Annotated in this window: 15 protein-coding genes; 4 read left to right on the top strand and 11 right to left on the bottom strand. The window is 49.6% G+C overall.

Features of this window, described 5'->3' with window-relative positions:
• Positions 1 to 78: 78 nt before the first annotated feature.
• The 10 genes from lpdA to QN379_RS10490 form a co-directional block, all read right to left on the bottom strand.
• Complete coding sequence (lpdA, locus tag QN379_RS10535) at positions 79 to 1,860, bottom strand: dihydrolipoyl dehydrogenase (protein ID WP_323506626.1); 1,782 nt, start codon at positions 1,858 to 1,860, stop codon at positions 79 to 81.
• Positions 1,861 to 2,117: 257 nt separating this feature from the next.
• Complete coding sequence (locus QN379_RS10530; RefSeq protein WP_323506625.1) at positions 2,118 to 2,687, bottom strand: MFS transporter; 570 nt, start codon at positions 2,685 to 2,687, stop codon at positions 2,118 to 2,120.
• 198 nt (positions 2,688 to 2,885) lie between these two features.
• Positions 2,886 to 4,538, bottom strand: coding sequence for a dihydrolipoyllysine-residue acetyltransferase (gene aceF / locus QN379_RS10525; RefSeq protein ID WP_323506624.1), 1,653 nt, complete (start codon positions 4,536 to 4,538; stop codon positions 2,886 to 2,888).
• Positions 4,539 to 4,741: 203 nt separating this feature from the next.
• Positions 4,742 to 7,438: a pyruvate dehydrogenase (acetyl-transferring), homodimeric type gene (gene aceE / locus QN379_RS10520; RefSeq protein ID WP_323506623.1), complete on the bottom strand. Its 2,697-nt coding sequence runs from the start codon at positions 7,436 to 7,438 to the stop codon at positions 4,742 to 4,744.
• A gap of 409 nt (positions 7,439 to 7,847) precedes the next feature.
• Positions 7,848 to 8,474, bottom strand: a complete 627-nt coding sequence (gene plsY, locus QN379_RS10515; protein WP_322232578.1) for a glycerol-3-phosphate 1-O-acyltransferase PlsY — start codon at positions 8,472 to 8,474, stop codon at positions 7,848 to 7,850.
• A gap of 123 nt (positions 8,475 to 8,597) precedes the next feature.
• Positions 8,598 to 9,089, bottom strand: a complete 492-nt coding sequence (locus QN379_RS10510) for an aminoacyl-tRNA deacylase (RefSeq protein WP_323506622.1) — start codon at positions 9,087 to 9,089, stop codon at positions 8,598 to 8,600.
• Between the two features lie 386 nt (positions 9,090 to 9,475).
• Positions 9,476 to 9,685 (bottom strand): hypothetical protein, encoded by a 210-nt coding sequence (locus tag QN379_RS10505; protein ID WP_322232580.1) that lies wholly within the window; start codon positions 9,683 to 9,685, stop codon positions 9,476 to 9,478.
• A gap of 180 nt (positions 9,686 to 9,865) precedes the next feature.
• Complete coding sequence (gene xerD, locus QN379_RS10500; protein ID WP_323506667.1) at positions 9,866 to 10,792, bottom strand: site-specific tyrosine recombinase XerD; 927 nt, start codon at positions 10,790 to 10,792, stop codon at positions 9,866 to 9,868.
• 5 nt (positions 10,793 to 10,797) lie between these two features.
• A complete protein-coding gene (locus QN379_RS10495) occupies positions 10,798 to 11,319 on the bottom strand; it encodes a methylated-DNA--[protein]-cysteine S-methyltransferase (RefSeq protein ID WP_322232581.1) in 522 nt (173 codons plus the stop codon).
• Positions 11,320 to 12,121: 802 nt separating this feature from the next.
• Entirely contained in the window at positions 12,122 to 13,147 is a 1,026-nt protein-coding gene (locus QN379_RS10490; protein WP_323506621.1) for a TRAP transporter substrate-binding protein, read from the bottom strand.
• A 226-nt stretch (positions 13,148 to 13,373) separates the two neighbouring features.
• Here QN379_RS10490 and QN379_RS10485 point away from each other — a divergent pair, with 226 nt between their 5' ends.
• From QN379_RS10485 to QN379_RS10470, 4 genes are all read left to right on the top strand, one after another.
• A complete protein-coding gene (locus QN379_RS10485; RefSeq protein WP_322232583.1) occupies positions 13,374 to 15,383 on the top strand; it encodes a PAS domain S-box protein in 2,010 nt (669 codons plus the stop codon).
• A gap of 169 nt (positions 15,384 to 15,552) precedes the next feature.
• Positions 15,553 to 15,831, top strand: a complete 279-nt coding sequence (locus QN379_RS10480; RefSeq protein WP_323506620.1) for a type II toxin-antitoxin system RelE/ParE family toxin — start codon at positions 15,553 to 15,555, stop codon at positions 15,829 to 15,831.
• A gap of 17 nt (positions 15,832 to 15,848) precedes the next feature.
• A complete protein-coding gene (locus tag QN379_RS10475) occupies positions 15,849 to 16,124 on the top strand; it encodes a HigA family addiction module antitoxin (protein WP_322232585.1) in 276 nt (91 codons plus the stop codon).
• A gap of 109 nt (positions 16,125 to 16,233) precedes the next feature.
• Complete coding sequence (locus tag QN379_RS10470) at positions 16,234 to 16,905, top strand: response regulator transcription factor (RefSeq protein WP_322232586.1); 672 nt, start codon at positions 16,234 to 16,236, stop codon at positions 16,903 to 16,905.
• A 62-nt stretch (positions 16,906 to 16,967) separates the two neighbouring features.
• On the opposite strand, the gene QN379_RS10465 is transcribed toward QN379_RS10470, so the two are convergent.
• A partial coding sequence (locus tag QN379_RS10465) for a calcium-binding protein (RefSeq protein WP_323506619.1) occupies positions 16,968 to 20,213 on the bottom strand: 3,246 nt, incomplete at its 5' end.

The raw sequence follows: 20,213 nt of genomic DNA, 5'->3' as shown, positions 1-20,213 counted from the left end.
GCCCAATGCAAAACGTGACACCTTATCCTTCGATAAGATGTCACGCCATGTTCAACCAAACTCAACCAAACCAGCTAATTACTTCTTCTTTGGCGGAATAAACAAATCCGTAATCGTACCCAGACCCATCTCAGCAGCAAACATCGGCGTCTCAGATAAAGTCGGATGCGCATGAATCGTCAGTGCCAGATCTTCCAGATCGGCTCCCATTTCCATTGCCAGCACCGTCTCGGCCAATAATTCACCAGCATTCACGCCAACAATCCCGGCGCCAATAATGCGTTTCGTTTTTGGGTCCCATAACAATTTAGTCATCCCATCATCACGCCCCATCGCCAATGCGCGGCCGCTTGCTGCCCATGGGAAATTGGCTTTTTCGAACGGAATGCCTTTGGCTTTGGCCTCTGTTTCCGTCAACCCCATCCATGCAATTTCTGGATCGGTGTAGGCGACCGATGGAATTGTCATAGCGTCAAATGCGACTTTATGGCCGCCAATGACTTCGGCCGCCACTTTCGCTTCGTTGGTCGCTTTATGTGCCAGCATAGGTTCGCCACACACATCGCCGATTGCAAAGATATGGGCAACGTTGGTACGTTGTTGCTTGTCTGCAGGAATATAACCACGGTCAGTGACAATAACGCCCGCTTTTTCGGCGGCAATTTCTCTGCCGTTAGGACGACGGCCGACTGCCACCAGCACCATGTCAAACAATTGTGGCTCAGGTGGCGCGCTGGCGTTGCCGTCAGCGCCTTCAAACGTAGCGCGTAAACCTTCTGGCAACGCTTCCAGTTTGGTGACTTTGGTTTTTAGGTAAATCGCTTCATAGCGTTTTTCGATACGCTTTTGCAACGGTTTCACGAGGTCGCGATCAGCGGCAGGAATCAAACCGTCAGCAAACTCAACGACCGTCACTTTGGAACCTAGCGCATCGTATACACAGGCCATTTCCAACCCGATAATACCGCCACCAATGACCAGCAATGTCTTCGGAATTTGACTTAGTTGAAGCGCACCGGTCGAGTCGATCAGTCGTGGATCATCGTAAGGAAAACCAGGAATTTTGGCAACCGATGATCCCGCTGCAATGATTGCACTTTTAAATGCGACAACTTTTGGACCTTCCGCCGTTTGCACAACGATGGTATTGGCTGAACTGAACTCGCCCTTACCCGTAACAACCTGGACTTTGCGTGCTTTGGACAAACCGCTAAGACCGCCCGTCAGTTTTTTAATGATACTTTCTTTCCAGCCGCGCAATGCATCGATATCGATCTCAGGAGCTGACATCTTGACGCCAAAATGCGCCATTTCTTCTGCTTCAGTAATCACCTTGGCAGCATGCAGCAAAGCCTTTGACGGAATACAACCGACGTTCAGGCAAACACCGCCAAGATCAGCATAGCGCTCAATCAGCACGACTTTTTGACCAAGATCGGCAGCGCGAAAAGCTGCTGTATAACCACCAGGCCCAGCACCCAACACCACGGTATCGCATGCAATATCAGCAGTACCGGAGAAGCTAGCAGCCGCAGGCGCATTAGTAGGAGATGCTGTGGCAGCCGTTGCTGCGGCAGCCGGCGCTGCAGCAGATGCAGCCGAGGCTGGTTCAGCACCTGCGCCACTTGCTTCTACGCTCAAAATGACCGAACCTTCGGCAATTTTTTCGCCGACCTTAACTTTGATCTCCTTGACGACACCGGCGTGGCTCGATGGAATTTCCATACTGGCCTTGTCCGACTCAACCGTAATCAGCGACTGATCAACTTTAACGGTGTCGCCGACTTTGACCAATAATTCAATGATTTCGACTTCCTTGAAGTCGCCGATATCCGGGACCTTGACTTCGACCATACTCATAGGGTTTGCTCCGTTTTATCTTCCCACATAGGGATTGGGTGGTGTCGCTCCGCTGCTTTTATAGCCGAGCATGTTCGCTACTATTGGTCCGTTGCCATAACCCGCAACGTGACGCCTTATGCTATTTTCGTGACATCATCGGGCGGCCTCAGCGGATAACAAACATCATTTATCCGCCCATTTTTCTTGAGTCCCGCATGTTGATCCAGCATCTTGCATTTTTTAAAAGACACGCCGTAGAAGCTTTTTCAAGACCGCTATGGCATCGTCAAAAAACTATGAATTCTCAACGGAGCGGCTGAACTTTTATCGAACTCAACGCCAGCCTGTACGCCAATCTCGGCAATTTGGTGAGCGCTGAGATCCTGATCATAGACTGCATACATTCCGCCGAGCGCAAAATTTCGCCCGCTGCCGATACCCCAGAAACGTTCAAAACTAAACACTTCACGATACGAATAGATGCCGAAAATCCCATGAGGATTAGCGACCAGCGCGGTGATTTGCGATGACTCATACGGATCGTCGTCGTCTTCTTTGGTATTTAAAAAATACTGATCTTTAAGAATCGTATGGATGCTGGAAAACGTTTCAAAAATATCTTCTCTGGTATCCAGCTTGCATCCGTCGCCCATCCCTAGCATCAGCTTTCGCATCACTGGAAAATGGGCCGCAGTACCGGCCAAAGTGATAAAGGAACTGCCGACCTGAAAAATCTTATTGTTGGCTTCATAGGCATGTGACAAGCGGGTATCGCCGAAGGTAACGAGCGAATCCGACGCAATCGCGATCTGGTTATTTTTTTTAACCACAACACAGGTAGTCATGACTATTCTCCGACATATCAACGCGCAGGATGAACGTTTAGTAACAAATACCAGCCCGCACTATTAGACCGCAGGTGACCGGACGATGAGGAAACGTCTCCGCTCCTCACCCCGCTTTTACATCGTCCTAAAAAACCCCAATCCCAGCACAGTAAATGCCTGAAACATACCTTCAATGCGCCAAAATTCGACTGCACTTTACAGCAATGTTTTACGCATATCTGCCAACACTTCGCCTAGATACACGCTAAACCGTGCACCCATCGCACCGTCAACGACACGATGATCGTAAGACAGCGACATAGGCATCATCAGACGCGGCACAAATTGTTTACCATCCCAGACCGGCTTGATGGCCGCCTTGGATAGACCAAGAATCGCCACTTCAGGGGCGTTGATGATCGGCGTAAATGCTGTGCCGCCGATACCACCCAATGAAGAGATGGTGAAGCTGGCACCTTGCATATCGGGGCCTTTTAATTTGCCATCACGGGCCAGCGCCGACAGATCGCCCATTTCCTGCGCGATTTGTGCGATACCTTTTTGATCGGCATTTTTGATAACCGGCACAACCAGACCATTCGGCGTGTCAGCGGCAAAACCGATGTTGTAATATTGTTTCAGAATCAGATTTTCACCGGCGGCATCCAACGATGCATTGAAAGCTGGAAATTTCTTCAGAGCCGCGATGCTGGCCTTGATCACAAACGCCAACATGGTCAATTTAACGGTCGACTTCGATTTCGCGTAAGCCGCGTTAGCGTCTTTGCGGAACTCTTCCAAATCCGTCACATCGGCTTCGTCGAATTGTGTCACATGCGGAATCATGACCCAGTTGCGGTGCAGATTTGGACCACTGATTTTCTTGATACGCGACAACGGCAATAATTCGGTGGTGCCGAATTTGGCGAAGTCAAGCGATGGCCATGGCAACAAATCGAGTCCGACGCCCGTGCCTTTGCCGGCTGCGCCTGATGCGCCGCCCGGATTGGCAACAGCGTTAGCAACAACGCCCTTGACGTAGTTCTGCACGTCTTCTTGCACAATACGTGCCTTCGGACCAGTACCATTCACGCGGCTCAAATCTACACCGAGTTCACGTGCAAATTTACGTACTGATGGAGATGCATGTGGCAATACGCCATTTGCCGCTACTGGAGCGGCAGCGACTGGGGTTGGCGCGGGCGCAGATGCGACTGTCGCCGCTGGTGCGGCCGTAGCGGCCGGTACACTCGCTGGCGCAGATACCGCAGGAGCCGTCCCGCCAGCGGTTTCCACCACCAGAATCAACGTGCCTTGGCTAACTTTGTCGCCGACCTTTATTTTGACTTCCTTAACGACGCCAGCCTGAGTCGAAGGAATCTCCATGCTTGCTTTGTCGGTTTCCAGCGTCGCCAAAGACTGATCGATCGTGATCGTATCGCCGACCTTAACCATTACTTCAATGACTTCAACGTCTTTCACATCGCCGATGTCCGGCACGTTGACCTCTACCAATCCGGCGGGTGCAGCGCTTGCGGCTGGAGCAGCGGCTTGCGCTGGGGCCGGTGCTGCGGCAGCCGATGCTGCGGCAGCCGATGCGGGCGCGGCTGGAGCCGGTGCTGCGCCAGCACCTTCAGCTTCCAATATCAAAATCAGCGTGCCTTCACTGACCTTATCACCCACCTTGATTTTCAATTCTTTTACTACTCCCGCCTGCGTGGATGGAATTTCCATACTGGCTTTATCGGTTTCCAGAGTCGCAAGCGACTGGTCGACCTTGATCGTATCGCCGACCTTTACCATCACCTCAATGACCTCAACGTCTTTGACGTCGCCAATATCAGGGACTTTAATTTCCACCATACTCATCGCTTAGCTCCATTCGTTCTACTCGCTACGCATCGCATCGCCATTCACAAAGGGTGACGACTACGATGCATGCAAGGTGTTTTAGTTTGTCTGGTATTTCCAGAGCGCCTGCAAAAGACAACTCTTAGCAAGGTCAAGGGGGTTGCATGCGTGCCACCGGGACCTTGCTATGACGTTATCGCCCGCAGGCACAACGGAAGTGCTTATTGTGTGACCGGATTAAGCTTTTCTGGATTAATACCATACTTGGTAATGGCTTCAGCGACAACTGCTGGTTTAATCTTGCCTTCATCAGCCAACGCCTTCAAAGCAGAAATCACGACAAAATAGCGATTTACTTCGAAGAACTCACGCAACTTGGCGCGGGTGTCGGAACGACCAAAACCATCAGTACCCAAAACCTTGTAAGTACGACCGTTTGGAACAAACGCCCGCACTTGCTCAGCATAAGTGCGCATATAGTCTGTAGAAACAATGATCGGGCCGCTGGTATCTTGCAGGCACGCAGTGATGTGCGCTACACGTGGTGTATCAGTCGGATGCAACATATTCCAACGCTCAACATCCTGACCATCACGCGCCAACAGGGTGAACGACGGCGCTGACCAGACATCGGCATCAATGCCCCAGTCTTGTTGCAGCAAGGCAGCACCTTCAATGACTTCGCGCAGAATGGTGCCCGAACCCATCAATTGAACGCACTGCTTGTTTTTCTTGCCGCCTTCCTGGAGCAGATACAAACCTTTGATGATGCCCTCTTCACTACCTGGCTTCAAACCAGGATGGCTATAGTTTTCATTCATCAACGTCAGGTAATAAAACACATCTTCCTGATTGGTGACCATGCGACGCAAACCGTCGTGCATGATGACCGCAACTTCATGCGAGAAAGTAGGATCGTAAGGCACGCAGTTTGGAATCGTCGAAGCAATCACATGACTATGTCCATCTTCATGTTGCAAGCCTTCGCCGTTCAAGGTGGTACGCCCAGCAGTACCGCCGATAAGGAAACCACGGGCACGCATATCGCCTGCCGCCCATGCCAGATCGCCGATACGCTGGAAACCAAACATCGAATAGTAGGTGTAGAACGGAATCATGACGCGATTGTTGGTCGAGTAAGAAGTCGCCGCTGCGATCCACGAACTCATACCGCCCGCTTCGTTAATGCCTTCTTGCAAAATCTGTCCGGCTTTATCTTCACGGTAGTACATCACCTGATCTTTATCGACCGGTTCATACAACTGACCAACCTGGCTGAAAATACCGATTTGGCGGAACAAACCTTCCATACCGAAGGTGCGGGATTCATCCACCATGATCGGGACGATCCGCTGACCCAAACTAGAATCGCGCAGCAGCGTTGTCAATATCCGCACATAAGCTTGTGTCGTCGAGATTTCACGGCCTTCTGCGGTCGGTTCTAATACGGCTTTGAACGTTTCCAGCGGCGGTACGATCAACTCTTCATCGGCTTTCATACGGCGCTGCGGCAGAAAGCCGCCGAGCGCTTTGCGGCGCTCATGCAGATAAATCATTTCCGGCGTGTCGTCGGCGGGCTTGAAGAATGGCACATCGGCCAACTGATCGTCGGCGATTGGCAATTGGAAACGGTCGCGCATCGCTTTGATGGCTTCGTCGTCCAGTTTCTTGGTGTTATGCGCCGTGTTGCGCGCTTCGCCAGATTTGCCGAAACCGTAACCCTTAATACTCTTGACCAGCAACACTGTCGGCTGACCTTTATGCTCTTGCGCAACTTTAAACGCAGCATAAATCTTGTGCGGATCGTGACCGCCACGGGTTAGATGCCAGATGTCGTCGTCGGACATTTTGCTGACAAGTTCCAGCAATTTCGGATGTTTACCGAAGAAATTTTTACGCACAAAGGCGCCGTCTTTGGCTTTGTAGTTCTGGTATTCGCCATCGACGGTATCCATCATGACTTGCTGCAAGATACCTTCTTTATCACGTGCCAGCAGATCATCCCAACCAGCACCCCAAATAACTTTGACGACGTTCCAGCCAGCACCGCGGAAATCGGATTCCAGTTCCTGGATGATCTTGCCGTTGCCACGTACCGGACCGTCCAGACGTTGCAGATTGCAGTTGACGACGATCACCAGATTGTCGAGCTTCTCACGACCGGCCATACCGATGGCACCCATCGATTCCGGCTCATCCATTTCACCATCGCCGCAGAATGCCCATACTTTGCGATTGGCGGTGTCTGCAATGCTGCGTGCGTGCAAATATTTTAAAAAGCGCGCTTGATAGATCGCCATCAGCGGACCCAAGCCCATCGATACCGTCGGGAACTGCCAGAAATTCGGCATCAGTTTAGGATGCGGATACGAAGACAAGCCCTTGCCATCGACTTCGCGACGGAAATGCAGCATTTGCTCTTCGGTCAGACGACCTTCAAGAAAAGCGCGAGCATACACACCAGGCGATGAATGGCCTTGGATGTAGAGCAAATCGCCGCCGTGACCTTCAGAAGGTGCGTGCCAAAAATGGTTAAAACCAATACCCAACATGTTTGCCAGCGACGCAAAACTCGACAAATGGCCACCCAGATCGCCGTCCAGACGATTGGCTTTGACCACCATCGCCATAGCGTTCCAACGCATCCATGAGCGCAAGCGCTCTTCAATTTCGAGATTCCCCGGACAATGTTCGCCGAGATGAGCCGGAATAGTATTGACGTAGGCAGTATTGCTGGAAAAAGGTATTTGCGCTCCGCGACGACGCGCCAGATCAAGCATGCGCTCCATCAGGTAGTGCGCGCGTTCAGGCCCTTCAGTTTCAATAACGGCTTCGAGTGCATCTAGCCATTCTTTGGTTTCAATGACATCGGGATCGTTGGTGGCTTGCGCCAAAACCTGGTCGAGCTGGGCTGACATACAGAGTCTCCTTAGTTATTTAAGCGCTTTGCACCGATATCTTTTGGCATCGGATGGAAGGGTGAGGCTTACATCAATACGGTAAAAAATCTCACCTATGAATTGTAAATATAGGCGATGCCGGAATTCTAACAGAGACTTTTTACACTTTCAAATGGTGATACACGTTTTCACAATGCGAAATTATGCGGCATGGCAGCATAATTAAGCTTGACAAATAAACATTCAATCACACCGTGAGATGGCCATCCTGCTAACTTAGGGTTCAACTTGGATAAAAAAGAGAAACAATTCAATGCGGCAATGCAGCAAACTCGCGTATTTCCACCATTTCAGACCAGAAACGCAGTTATAAAAAAACAATAAAAATAACAAATAACAACAACCGATAACAACACCGTATAAAAAACTAATTCATCTTTGGCTTACTATCGCTTTTCTTGGCCCCGATGCGACTTTCCTTCCCCGCCAACAAATTACCGATATTTTTGGCATGCCGATAAACCAGTAATGCGCTCATGACCACGATGGCTAACAAAATGACATCAGGACCTTTCATCAACGTATAAAAAAACGGTGCAAACAAACAGGTGACCAACGCTGCCAGCGACGAGTAACGAAACGCATACGCAATAATCGCCCATGTCACCAATGCACCCAGTCCCAGCAATGGATTGATCCCGATCAGGATACCAAACATGGTCGCTACGCCCTTGCCACCAACAAACCGAAAGAATATAGGCCACAAATGGCCCAAAAACACGGCCAGCGTGACCAATGCAATTCCCCCGTCGTCTATGCCATATTGTGGTCCAAATTTTTGTGTCAACCACACAGCGAGCCAACCTTTAAAACCGTCCCCGAGCAGGGTCACCACTGCCGCCGCTTTATTTCCACTACGCAATACGTTAGTAGCCCCGGGATTTTTTGATCCGTACGTACGCGGATCGCCCAATCCAAATAACTTACTCACCACAACTGCGAACGAAACCGAGCCAATCAAATAAGCGGCAACGACAAATAAAACTATATTCATGCTTTTTCTTTCTTGTGAATTCGTATAAAAGCCAAGCAAAAATGATGTTTACCGATATAGACAACAACCTAAAAACACTTGATTGCATCAGCATGGTTACTTCACCTTATTTGCGTAATCCTATTAACCCTTTAGTGCACACGTCACCGATTGCGCCTTCAGCACATCCACGATGATCTGCGGCGTAATACCAATCAAAAAACCGCGACGACCACCATTAATATAAATAACCGGCAAAGATAAAATACTCTGCTCAATGTAAATTGGCATGGCCTTACGCACTCCAAACGGCGAGGTACCGCCGATCATATAACCGGAATGGCGCTGAGCGACTTCCGGCTTACACGATACCACTGACTTGCAGCCGATCTGCCGTGCCAGATTTTTAGTTGAAACCTGACAATCCCCATGCATCAGGACAATCATTGGCCGCGCCGTTTCGTCCTGCATGACAAGCGTCTTCACCACTTGATGCTCTTCAACGCCTAAAGCGACGGACGACGTCGCGGTCCCGCCATGCTCTTCGTAGGAATAGGGATGCTCTGAAAAGGATAGACCGTGCTGACGCAAGAATTGCGTCGCCGGGGTCTCCGAAATATGCTCTTTTTTTGCCATATAGGACTAAAAGCGCAAAAATGGCCCGAACCAGCAAGGCTCGGACCATCGTTTAAGAATAATCATTGATACGACTATGTCGACCATATTTTCCGCAATGCGAATCGTCTGAAAAGAGGTAGTAACAAAACCATCATCAGTCACCGCAAGGAACCGGAGTCCTTGCAAACAAACCGATTAACGTCATCGTTAGCTTATTACCTCGTTGCTTTTTTCACGTAATCATCGCGTACTTAAGTAACGCCTTAAGCGTCTGTAACCGCCTGAAAACTACATGTGAATGGGCGCTCAGCGTTACTTTACACTTAATCAACATACAATCAACACTCAATCACTCCAGATGAAACAACGCAGTTGCGTCAACACGCCGGAGTCAAAGTATTTGTTTATGACGGTGTCGCTTCCGTAGATCCTGGTGTAGCGCCATTCGATGAATCGGTAGATGTTTCTGATTCGTCCGCATCATCCTCAATTACTTCACCTGTGACCTCATCGACAGAACCTTTTTCGGCTTTGCGTTTCAGCTTTTCTTCTTTTTTCTTTTTCTTTTCAAGCTCTTTTTGACGCTTTTCGTATTGAAAATTCGTTTTTGCCAATTTGGCCCCCTTAAGTAGATACTGTAAATGCTTTAAATAGACTTTGTATGATGAACACAGGATACAGTAGAAACAAATGCCTTTGAAGGAATTCGGCCCAGTCTTCATTTCACTCTCATTCTAGAGGCGCTATATAGAAGCGCAATCAACGCGGATTTCCTCGGCGCAACCAGCAAATCCCTAACGACCTCGAGGATGATGTTCTGCATGCAAAATTTTCAGCCGCTCGCGGGCAACATGCGTATAAATCTGCGTTGTTGAAATATCGGCATGCCCTAGTAAAAGCTGGACAACGCGCAAATCCGCACCGTGATTCAGCAAATGCGTGGCAAACGCATGACGTAAAGTATGCGGTGATAAAGGTGCATTGATCGCCCCCAAGCGCGCATTTTTCTTGATCAGCGTCCAAAACATTTGGCGCGTCATGGGACCGCCCCGCGCAGTGACAAACAACGCGTCATTCACTTGCCCCGATAAAATAACCGGTCGCGCTTGCGCCAGATAGCGCACGATCCAACTACGCGCTTCCTCGCCAAACGGCACCAGTCGCGTCTTGTCGCCTTTGCCAGTAATCCGCAGCACGCCTTCATTCATGCCGACTTCTATCGATTTCAATAACACCAGTTCGGACACGCGCAAACCGCTGGCATACATCAGCTCGAGCATGGTGCGGTCACGCAAGCCTAAAGGCGTGTTGACGTCCGGTGTCGCCAGCAACGTTTCGACTTGTGACTCTGACAAACTATTCAGATTACGCGGTGGCGCTTTGGCAGACCGCAAATGCAAGCATGGATCGACAGCGATGCGATTCTGGCGCAACGCCAGCAAATAAAAGCGTTTAAGAACCGCCAGGCGTCGATTCGATGAGGTGGCCTTGCTGTCACATTTAAATTTAAGATAATCAACAAGGTCATTGGCCTCAATACCGAGCAATGGCTTTTTTCGCTCCGCTTGTAACCAATAGGCAAACAAGGTCATGTCGCGACGATAAGCCTCTAACGAATTTTTTGCCAAACCGTCCTCTAACCATAACGTATCGCAAAATTCATCGATAGCGGTTTGGTTATCAATGTTCAGTTGCGGCCTGGCATCGACCAAAACAGGCAAACTTTTCACAGATCGACAACTCCTTCGTGCGTCAGCAACCAGCGTTTTACTCCCACATGGAAACCATTGACCTCATCATCGTGCGAAAAACCGCCAAGACCGCCAGCGGCGGTAACACGATGGCATGGAATCACCAGCGGAAACCAATTGGCACCACAAGCTTGTCCTACGGCCCGTGGCGCCGACTGAACCAATCGGGCAACCTCTCCATAAGTTAGCACGTCACCACGTGGAATAGCCACGATTTGCGCCCATACCTTACGTTGAAATACAGTGCCGATGGCAGCCAATGGCAAATCGAAGCAAAAGTCGGGATTGTGCAAATAATGAATGATCTGTTGTGCAGCACGTTCGGTTAACGCATCCATCGGCGCTTTTTCCGCATACGACTTTGGCAAATATACCAACTCGCGCAGGACGCCGGAATCGGATCGAATTCCCACCGCACCAAATGGTGCCATAACGATGCCAGAAAAGAGTGCGGATGCGCCCGCATTGGTGAATTGCCGCTCAGAACTATTTTTCATGCGCTTATTTGGTCGCCAAAACAGGAATTTCTGAGTCAAATAAAGCCGGGGCCTCGATGCGAGAAGTAATCATTAAAATTCAATTAAGCATCAATTAAGCATCAATTAAGCATCAATTAAGCATCAATTAAGCATCAATTAAGCATCAATTAAGCATGAACTAAGCGTCAATTGAAACGCAATTTATAAGCATTAAAAATAAAAAAGGCGCATCTGACGATGCGCCCCAAATACTTCTCTATACGTTCCCGGCCGTTTAAACAGCTTCATTTGAAACGCACTGTCTCCTCAGTATCCCCGGTATCAATACCGTTTTTATGCACCACCACCTATAACCTAAAATTCTTACCCTTGATCCATCCTGTCACCACGATTTAGCAACTGTTGCCGCACAAAAAAAACACTGCTCGTGATTCAGAATGGGCCCCAAAAATAAAAGGGACCTTTTTCCGCTTCGCACCCTTTTGGGGCTAAAGCGCAAAATTCAATGGGTGACGAACTCTAACAGGAGTTAACTAATTTTTACAAATAATTTTAATGAATCAATGTGGTTATTCTAGATAGTTTTAGCCTAATTCAAATTAAAAACTATGGTTTTATTCGAATTAATGTTAATGGAGAAATTATCTTAAAAAATGCTCGTCAGGAACTATCAGGACTTAATTGATGTTGTCAAAAAATAGATAGCATTGGCATCATTTACATGAATTTGATCAAAATTGACTGCAATTGCAAAAAAATCGCTGGTCGGCGGTGAGTAACTTTATTGAAACACCCACTTTACTAAAAATTAAATACTTCGTTACTTATTAACATCAGCCATCGCAGATTCTTTTCTCACTGCATCAATTAAATCTTTACCAATTCGACCAGCCATCTGCGTTTGAAGCGGTAATAAGGCCGCACGCCATTCCGCATTTTCTTTAACATTCAGATGATAAATCGCCGTTTTTCCGGTTTTTTGTATCGCCGCCAACGCAGCCGCATTTTCCTCCTGAGCCCTGGCATTGCCGTACTTGGTTGCCTCCGCCATTGCCTGCGTTAACGCGGTACGAATATCCCACGGTAAGCTGTCCCAAAACTTTTTATTGACGATAACTGCGTAGCCAAGATATCCATGATTTGAGACCGTGATATTTTTTTGTACCTCGTACATTTTTTGGGTGTACAAGTTTGAAGGAGGATTTTCAGTGCCATCAACAACACCACTCCTCAACGCTTGCACCACGTCTGAAAAAGCCAGCGTCTGAGGATTGGCCCCGAGTGCACGCATCTGGACGTCCAAAACCTTTGACGATTGAATACGCATTTTCAGCATGTTGAAGTCAGCCGGAACACGCAACGGCTTATTCGCCGACATCACTTTAAAACCATTATCCCAATAGGCCAGACCAATAATCCCTTTGGACTCCAGCTTGTTCAAGAGTTGCTTACCAATGGGGCCTTGCGTCACCCGATGCACGGCCTCCAAGTTTGGAAACATATACGGTAAATCAAATACTTCAAACTCCTTCATCCCCAGCGGACCAAACTTCGCCAATGAAGGTGCCAGCATTTGAACAGCACCAAGCTGCAACGCTTCAAGTTCCTCTTTATCTTTATAGAGTGTGCTATTCGAATATAGCGCAATCCTGACACGCCCTTTGGTCGCTTTTTCGGCCAACTCTTTAAACCGCTGCGCAGCTTCCCCTTTAGGCGCATCGCTGGCAACCACGTGACTGAACTTGATAACGATTGGTTCTTGTGCAGCAACCTGGCAACTGACTAATGTCGCAGCCAACAATATTGCCACACGCACTATTTCTGCCACCAACGATTTTTGTTTCATGCTTACCCCAAGTGATCAACGGATGGATTGTTACCGGATCTGGCCGCAGTGTGCACAAGCTGCGCCGCACTCACAAGTGTGGATAACCGCAAAAATCCACCAAAAAATGCGCCTATCACACCTCGTCAGCTACACTAGTAGCTCAATCGCTCTGTTTCTTCAGCGAAAACCAACACAACCACACCGCCAACCCCGCTAAAACGCGTTTAGCTGTCATTATTCCCTTATGCCACAAACAACATTTAAGCGATTACCCAACATAACTACCGCGGGACTGCAGCGCACCTGGCGGTGGCTGATTCCGATTTTTTTGGTACTGCTATTTTTGGCTGTTCTCATATGGTTACCGTGGCAATCCCGACAAATGGAAGCCAATGACCGGCAAGACCAGTTGATCGCCGATACGCTCTGGGTTGAGCAAGCCATCACTTTTCAGCTCAACCGCGATGACGAGAGTGTCCGTCTGATCGCCAGCGAGATCATTAAACATCACTTGACCGTTGCGCAATTTGCCGACCGTCTGAAGCCGCTATTAAAAAACAGCCGCGAGCTACGCGGAATCGCCTGGCTCAATGCCGAAGACCATATCATCGCAGGAACCGACGCCTTGCAAATCACGAATCCTGACTATATAACCCACGCAACTAAATCAGCAAAACTGGTACGCGATGCCAAGATTCCGCAATACACGCCGCCCTATAAGCTGATCGACACGGCCAACGCCATGTACATCGATTACAGCGTCCCATTATTTATAAACAATCAATATCTCGGCAGCCTTGTCAGCACGTATTCTGTCAGCGGCATTCTCAATGAATTGGTGCCATGGTGGTTTGCACAAGATAACGAAATTTCACTCACTGACGCAGACGAGGTCACCATCGCCAAGCGCGCCGCTGGTGGCCGTGGCCATGACGTCTACACGCATCGTCGACCAATCGACCTGCCAGGGTTATCTCTAATATTACGTACCAACAGCGTCAAGAGCGCACCGCAATTTTTACCCAATTTATTGGTCGGATCAGTCATCGCCTTATCGCTTGGCCTAGTATGGAGTTTACTGGCGCTGTGGCGCGATATTCACCGCCGGCTAGCTGCAGAAAATGCACTACGCCAAGAAGTTGCATTTCGTAGCGCCATGGAGAACTCACTCGTCACCGGATTGCGTGCGCGTGATCTCAAAGGTCGTGTCACCTATGTCAATCCGGCATTCTGTGCCATGGTCGGCCTCGACGCAGACCGATTGGTAGGCAAAGTCCCGCCAATGCCCTATTGGGCGCCTGAGGCACTGGAAGAATTCCAGGAACGCTTTACAAAAGTGTTAGAAGGCGAAGGAACGCCGCAATATGAAGCTATTTTTCTGCGAGCCAATGGCGAACGGTTTCCGGTGCTGATATTCGAATCAGCATTGGTCGATGCGCAAGGCCAGCAAACAGGATGGATGGGATCGATACTAGATATTTCAGAACCACGCCGCGCCGAAGAATTAAATCGAAAACAGCAAGAAAAACTGGAATCCAGCGCCCGCCTCGCCAGCATGGGCGAGATCGCATCGACGCTGGCGCATGAACTGAACCAGCCGCTCGCCGCCATCTCCAGTTACACCACCGGCGCGATGAATATGCTGGAAAGTGGCAGCATCAATGCGCCCCAACTGAAACTGGCCCTAGGAAAAGTCAACACGCAAGCACAACGTGCCGGACAAATTATTCGTAGTGTGCACGAGTTCGTCAAAAATCGTGACCCCATCCGCGAGCCACTGGCAATCCGCACACTAGTCGACAACATCATGCCATTGGTCGAATTACAAGCGCAGACTTCTCAGGTCAATGTTCGGGTCGAGATTGCACCATCATTGCCATGGGTATCCGCAGACCGCATGATGCTGGAGCAAGTCCTTCTCAATCTGACCCGCAATGCCATTGAATCAATGTCAGAGAACAGTGCCACCCGTCGCATCTTGCGCATCAAAGCAGTAGCACTCGATCTCGACACAGAAACGCCACAAATCGTCATCTCTGTGATCGATCAGGGCCACGGCATTCCGGCGGACGTGGCAGCACGCTTGTTTTCACCGTTCTACTCAACTAAAGCCCACGGCATGGGCATGGGACTCAATATATGTCGCACCGCCATAGAATTTCATGGCGGCACACTGAACTACTCGGACAACGATGGCGGTGGGACAATTTTTCAGTTCTCGTTGCCGGCAAATTTTCCGCATAGTCAGCGATGACTACATTGAAGAGGGCGTAATGCGGTATTCTGTTTTCTCCCTCTCAATAGTTTAAATATCTTACTGGACGTGCCACCTTGAGAGATGTTTTCGGATGTACCGTGAGAAAGACGCTGTATTCGGGACCCAAAAACTTGAATTGTGTATCGATACACGATACAATAATTCTATGATAAAAAGCTTTCGACACAAGGAACTGCAACGCTTTTTTGAGCTGCGCAGCAAAGCGGGCATCCATGCTGGACACGCGACTAAATTGCGGCTTCAATTGGCTGCTCTGGATCAAGCGATAAAGCCGGAAGACTTATCAGCCCCTTCCTGGGGACTACACCCGTTGAAGGGGGATCTAAAAGGACATTGGGCGATCACGGTTAATGGGAACTGGCGAATGATTTTCGCTTTTGATGCTAGTGACGCGATTCTTGTAGATTATCGCGACTACCACTGATTTTTACGGAGGTTTATATGACGCGTATGCATAACCCGCCACATCCTGGCGAGGTATTAAGAGAGTATCTGGGCGACGTGACCGTGACGGACGCGGCCACCCGTCTTGGCGTTGGTCGCGTCACGCTTCAACGCATCGTTACCGGCGCTGCGGGAATTTCTCCTGACATGGCATATCGCCTGGGTTCGGCCTTCGGCACCAGTCCTGAACTGTGGGCAGGAATGCAATTGCAATATGATTTACACAAGGCAGGAAAGGTCAAACGACCAAAAATCGAGCGCATCGCAGCATAGCTAAAAGAAAATACGGCTATGGATAGGCATGCATAGACATACAGTTGACTGTGAGACACGACTGAACTAAGGCTATTTTGCGTAAATCCGACAATAACGAATAGATATTATGCTGCACATCATTGACGACGAAGAAGTAATCCGCGATGCCTTAAGCTGGCTTGCGCAATCACGCGCCATTCCCGCACTGAGTTATTCCAGCGCGCAACATTTTTTGGCATCACTCGACATCGCCACCAACGAAGCCGCCGCAATTGAAAAATTAACCAACGCTGCTGCCGCCATCGGCACGGCGAATTCCGGCTTACATAAAAGTGACGCACAGCCCCCCGAAGGCGATTGTCTGTTACTTGACGTTCGCATGCCTGGGATGAGCGGCCTGGCGTTGTTCGACGTATTGTCGGCCAGGAAACTCACGCAACGTTATCCAGTCATTTTTTTAACCGGCCACGGCGATGTTCCCATGGCAGTCGACACCCTCAAGCGCGGCGCTTTCGATTTTTTCGAAAAGCCCTTCAATGACAATAAATTGATGGACCGCGTACAAGAAGCTCTACAAACTTCACGCGCAGCAATCGCACGCAGCGTGATCGACAGCCGCCTCGCCAACCTATCCATCCGAGAGCGCGCAGTACTAGACTTAATCCTGATCGGCAAAATGAACAAAGTCATCGCCGACCAGCTTGGCATCAGCATGCGCACGGTAGAAGTCCACCGCGCCCATATTTTTGACAAAATGCATGTAAAGACAGCGGTGGAACTGGCGAGATTATTGAACTAGCTGGCTAACCTCATTACCAATTTCGAACTACCCACCACCGACCACCGACTCCTATAACAGCACTATCGTCGCCCGTGCAAATCAGTCGCACCGAAATGCGGCGGTGCCAACATTGCCTGCGCCGAATTGACTGCACTACCGACGTCATGGCCATTCTTTGCATATTGCCCGACCAGATCACAACCAAGACCCGCCGCATTACTCTTCTTGAGATGCAAATCGAGCAACGCAGCCGACTCCGCCCACAAATTGACCGCAGGAGGCCTGGCGCGCAGTTGTTCAAACTGCGCAACAACGGCATCAAAATTAAACTGCGGAATCTTCTGATTGAGCAGCGTATCAGTAGAACCGGCAGCATCAACGGTCGAATTGTCAGTCACCGTCTGCAAAGATAACGCGCGACGACCATCCACTTTCGTGAACCAATTATCAATAATTGCCTGCTGTTTCCGAGCCTTAGCCAACACCCGATCGCCCGCTTGTCCAAACAGCAAAGCAGCAGCAGCGATCCCCTCGCTAACATGCACAGCAACCACCTGCTTGCCTATGCTATCTGTTATCACTTTGTCGTCGTTATCTGCTTCGCTGCTAACGTCATCATTGTCAGCTTGACCGTTATCATCACTAACGTCAGCATGACTATGCTGATCTGCGTTCATAACGCCCATGCTATCGGCAGCTTCGGGTAGAGCAATCGGATTTGCTGAAAGTAATTCTGTTCCGGTCAATGTCTTGCCGTCGGCAAACTGGAATTGATTGATTTGATAACTAGCGCCATTAAAATAATTAGCCACCGTGATGCTGTCACCGTTGCCGTAGTCGATAATCAGATCGTTCTTGACCCGTCGCAACCCGCTTAAAGCATCAGAATTGACGTCTGTGAATCGGATCACATCCGTGCGACCGCCGCCCGAGTAATCAGTACCATAATCATAGTTATCAATCGTGTCGTGTCCGTCACCACGACTTAACATATAGGTGTCATTACCAAAGCCACCATTGAGCATATCGTCACCCTTGCCACCGGTCAGAATGTCATTACCAGCGCCGCCGCTTAACGTATCTTCGCCGCTACCGCTGGTCAGAATATCATTCCCATCGCCACCGCTTAACGTATCCTTGCCAGCGCCGGTGGTCAGCGTATCGTTACCACTTCCACCGTCTAATTGATTATTACCTTCCCCCCCTTCCAGCACGTCATCGCCCGATTCGCCAATCAATGTATCGTTGCCGTCGCCTGCGAATAGCCGGTCATTGCCGCTGCCACCATTCAGATAATTATTTCCAGTACCGCCGTCGATGACGTCATCACCGCCAAAGCTATAAATCGTGTCATTACCGCCGCCTGCATAAATCGTCTCGCCACTATCAGAAAATCGCAGATTGTCATTATTGTCGGTCAGCATCACCGGATGCGTAGCCAGTATTTGTGCGCCGGTCCACACCTGACCATCAGCAAACCGGAACTGGTTGATTTGATAGTTCACGCCATCAAAATAGTTGCTGATCGTGAGACTGTCACCGCTTCCAAATTCGATAATCAGATCTGTATTGACAGTACGCAGACCCTGAATATCGCTGGCATTCATATCAGTAAAAATCACGACATCCGTGCGACCACCGCCCGAGTAATCAGTACCATAATCATAATTGTTGATCGTGTCGTGGCCGTCACCACGACTTAACACATACGTATCATTGCCAGCGCCACCCTGCAGTTTGTCGTCGCCCTTGCCACCGGTCAGAATATCATTACCAGCGCCGCCGCTTAACGTATCTTCGCCGCTACCGCTGGTCAGAATATCATTCCCATCGCCACCGCTTAACGTATCCTTGCCAGCGCCGGTGGTCAGCGTATCGTTACCACTTCCACCGTCTAATTGATTATTACCTTCCCCCCCTTCCAGAACGTCATCGCCCGATTCGCCAATCAATGTATCGTTGCCGTCGCCTGCGAATAACCGGTCATTGCCGCTGCCACCATTCAGATAATTATTTCCAGTACCGCCGTCGATGACGTCATCACCGCCAAAGCTATAAATCGTGTCATTACCGCCGCCTGCATAAATCGTCTCGCCACTATCAGAAAATCGCAGATTGTCATTATTGTCGGTCAGCATCACCGGATGCGTAGCCAGTATTTGTGCGCCGGTCCACACCTGACCATCAGCAAACCGGAACTGGTTGATTTGATAGTTCACGCCATCAAAATAGTTGCTGATCGTGAGACTATCACCGCTTCCAAATTCGATAATCAGATCTGTATTGACAGTACGCAGACCCTGAATATCGCTGGCATTCATATCAGTAAAAATCACGACATCCGTGCGACCACCGCCCGAGTAATCAGTACCATAATCATAATTGTTGATCGTGTCGTGGCCGTCACCGCGACTTAACACATACGTATCATTGCCAGCGCCACCCTGCAGTTTGTCGTCGCCCTTGCCACCGGTCAGGATGTCATTGCCATCGCCACCAGTTAACGTATCGTTGCCAGCACCAGTGATCAGCGTGTCGTTGCCACTTCCACCGTCCAAGCGGTTATTACCTTCCCCGCCGTCCAGTACATCGTCGCCCGCTTCGCCATCCAACGTATCGTCGCCCGCGCACCCGGATAACCGGTCATTGCCGCTACCGCCATTCAGATAATTATTCCCGGTCCCGCCATCGATCACATCATCACCACCATATCCGTAAATAGTGTCATCACCGGCACCGGCATAAATTGTCTCGCCACTATTGGAAAATCCCAGATGGTCATTCTTGTCAGTCAGCACAATCGGATAAGCACCCAGTATTTGTGCGCCGGTCCACACCTGCCCATCAGCAAACCGGAACTGGTCAATTTGATAGCTTGCGTTATTAAAATAGTTGCTGATCGTGAGACTGTCACCGCTTCCAAATTCGATAATCAGATCTGTATTGACAGTACGCAGACCCTGAATATCGCTGGCATTCATATCAGTAAAAATCACGACATCCGTGCGACCGCCGCCCGAGTAATCAGTACCATAATCATAATTGTTGATCGTGTCGTGGCCGTCACCGCGACTTAACATATAGGTGTCATTACCAAAGCCACCATTGAGCATATCGTCACCCTTGCCACCGGTCAGAATGTCATTACCAGCGCCGCCGCTTAACGTATCTTCGCCAGCGCCACCTAGTAAAGTGTCATTACCTTCCCCACCGTTGAGACGATCGTCACCAGCATTACCACTTAGCGTATCATCGCCCTCACCCCCATCTAACGAATCATCGCCCCTCCCTCCCAGCATGACATCGTTACCTGCGTAGCCATTCAA

Source organism: Glaciimonas sp. Gout2 (genome assembly GCF_035018905.1).
Lineage (GTDB): Bacteria > Pseudomonadota > Gammaproteobacteria > Burkholderiales > Burkholderiaceae_D > Glaciimonas.
The sequence above is the reverse complement of the archived record's forward strand: the minus strand, read 5'-3'. Positions and strand labels throughout refer to the sequence as shown.

What these genes read in the sequence shown, in the direction of transcription:
- lpdA (WP_323506626.1), bottom strand. Translation starts at nt 1,860, where the DNA reads ATGAGTATGGTCGAAGTCAAGGTCCCGGATATCGGCGACTTCAAGGAA.
- QN379_RS10530 (WP_323506625.1), bottom strand. Translation starts at nt 2,687, where the DNA reads ATGACTACCTGTGTTGTGGTTAAAAAAAATAACCAGATCGCGATTGCG.
- aceF (WP_323506624.1), bottom strand. Translation starts at nt 4,538, where the DNA reads ATGAGTATGGTGGAAATTAAAGTCCCTGATATTGGCGACGTCAAAGAC.
- aceE (WP_323506623.1), bottom strand. Translation starts at nt 7,438, where the DNA reads ATGTCAGCCCAGCTCGACCAGGTTTTGGCGCAAGCCACCAACGATCCC.
- plsY (WP_322232578.1), bottom strand. Translation starts at nt 8,474, where the DNA reads ATGAATATAGTTTTATTTGTCGTTGCCGCTTATTTGATTGGCTCGGTT.
- QN379_RS10510 (WP_323506622.1), bottom strand. Translation starts at nt 9,089, where the DNA reads ATGGCAAAAAAAGAGCATATTTCGGAGACCCCGGCGACGCAATTCTTG.
- QN379_RS10495 (WP_322232581.1), bottom strand. Translation starts at nt 11,319, where the DNA reads ATGAAAAATAGTTCTGAGCGGCAATTCACCAATGCGGGCGCATCCGCA.
- QN379_RS10490 (WP_323506621.1), bottom strand. Translation starts at nt 13,147, where the DNA reads ATGAAACAAAAATCGTTGGTGGCAGAAATAGTGCGTGTGGCAATATTG.
- QN379_RS10485 (WP_322232583.1), top strand. Translation starts at nt 13,374, where the DNA reads ATGCCACAAACAACATTTAAGCGATTACCCAACATAACTACCGCGGGA.
- QN379_RS10480 (WP_323506620.1), top strand. Translation starts at nt 15,553, where the DNA reads ATGATAAAAAGCTTTCGACACAAGGAACTGCAACGCTTTTTTGAGCTG.
- QN379_RS10475 (WP_322232585.1), top strand. Translation starts at nt 15,849, where the DNA reads ATGACGCGTATGCATAACCCGCCACATCCTGGCGAGGTATTAAGAGAG.
- QN379_RS10470 (WP_322232586.1), top strand. Translation starts at nt 16,234, where the DNA reads ATGCTGCACATCATTGACGACGAAGAAGTAATCCGCGATGCCTTAAGC.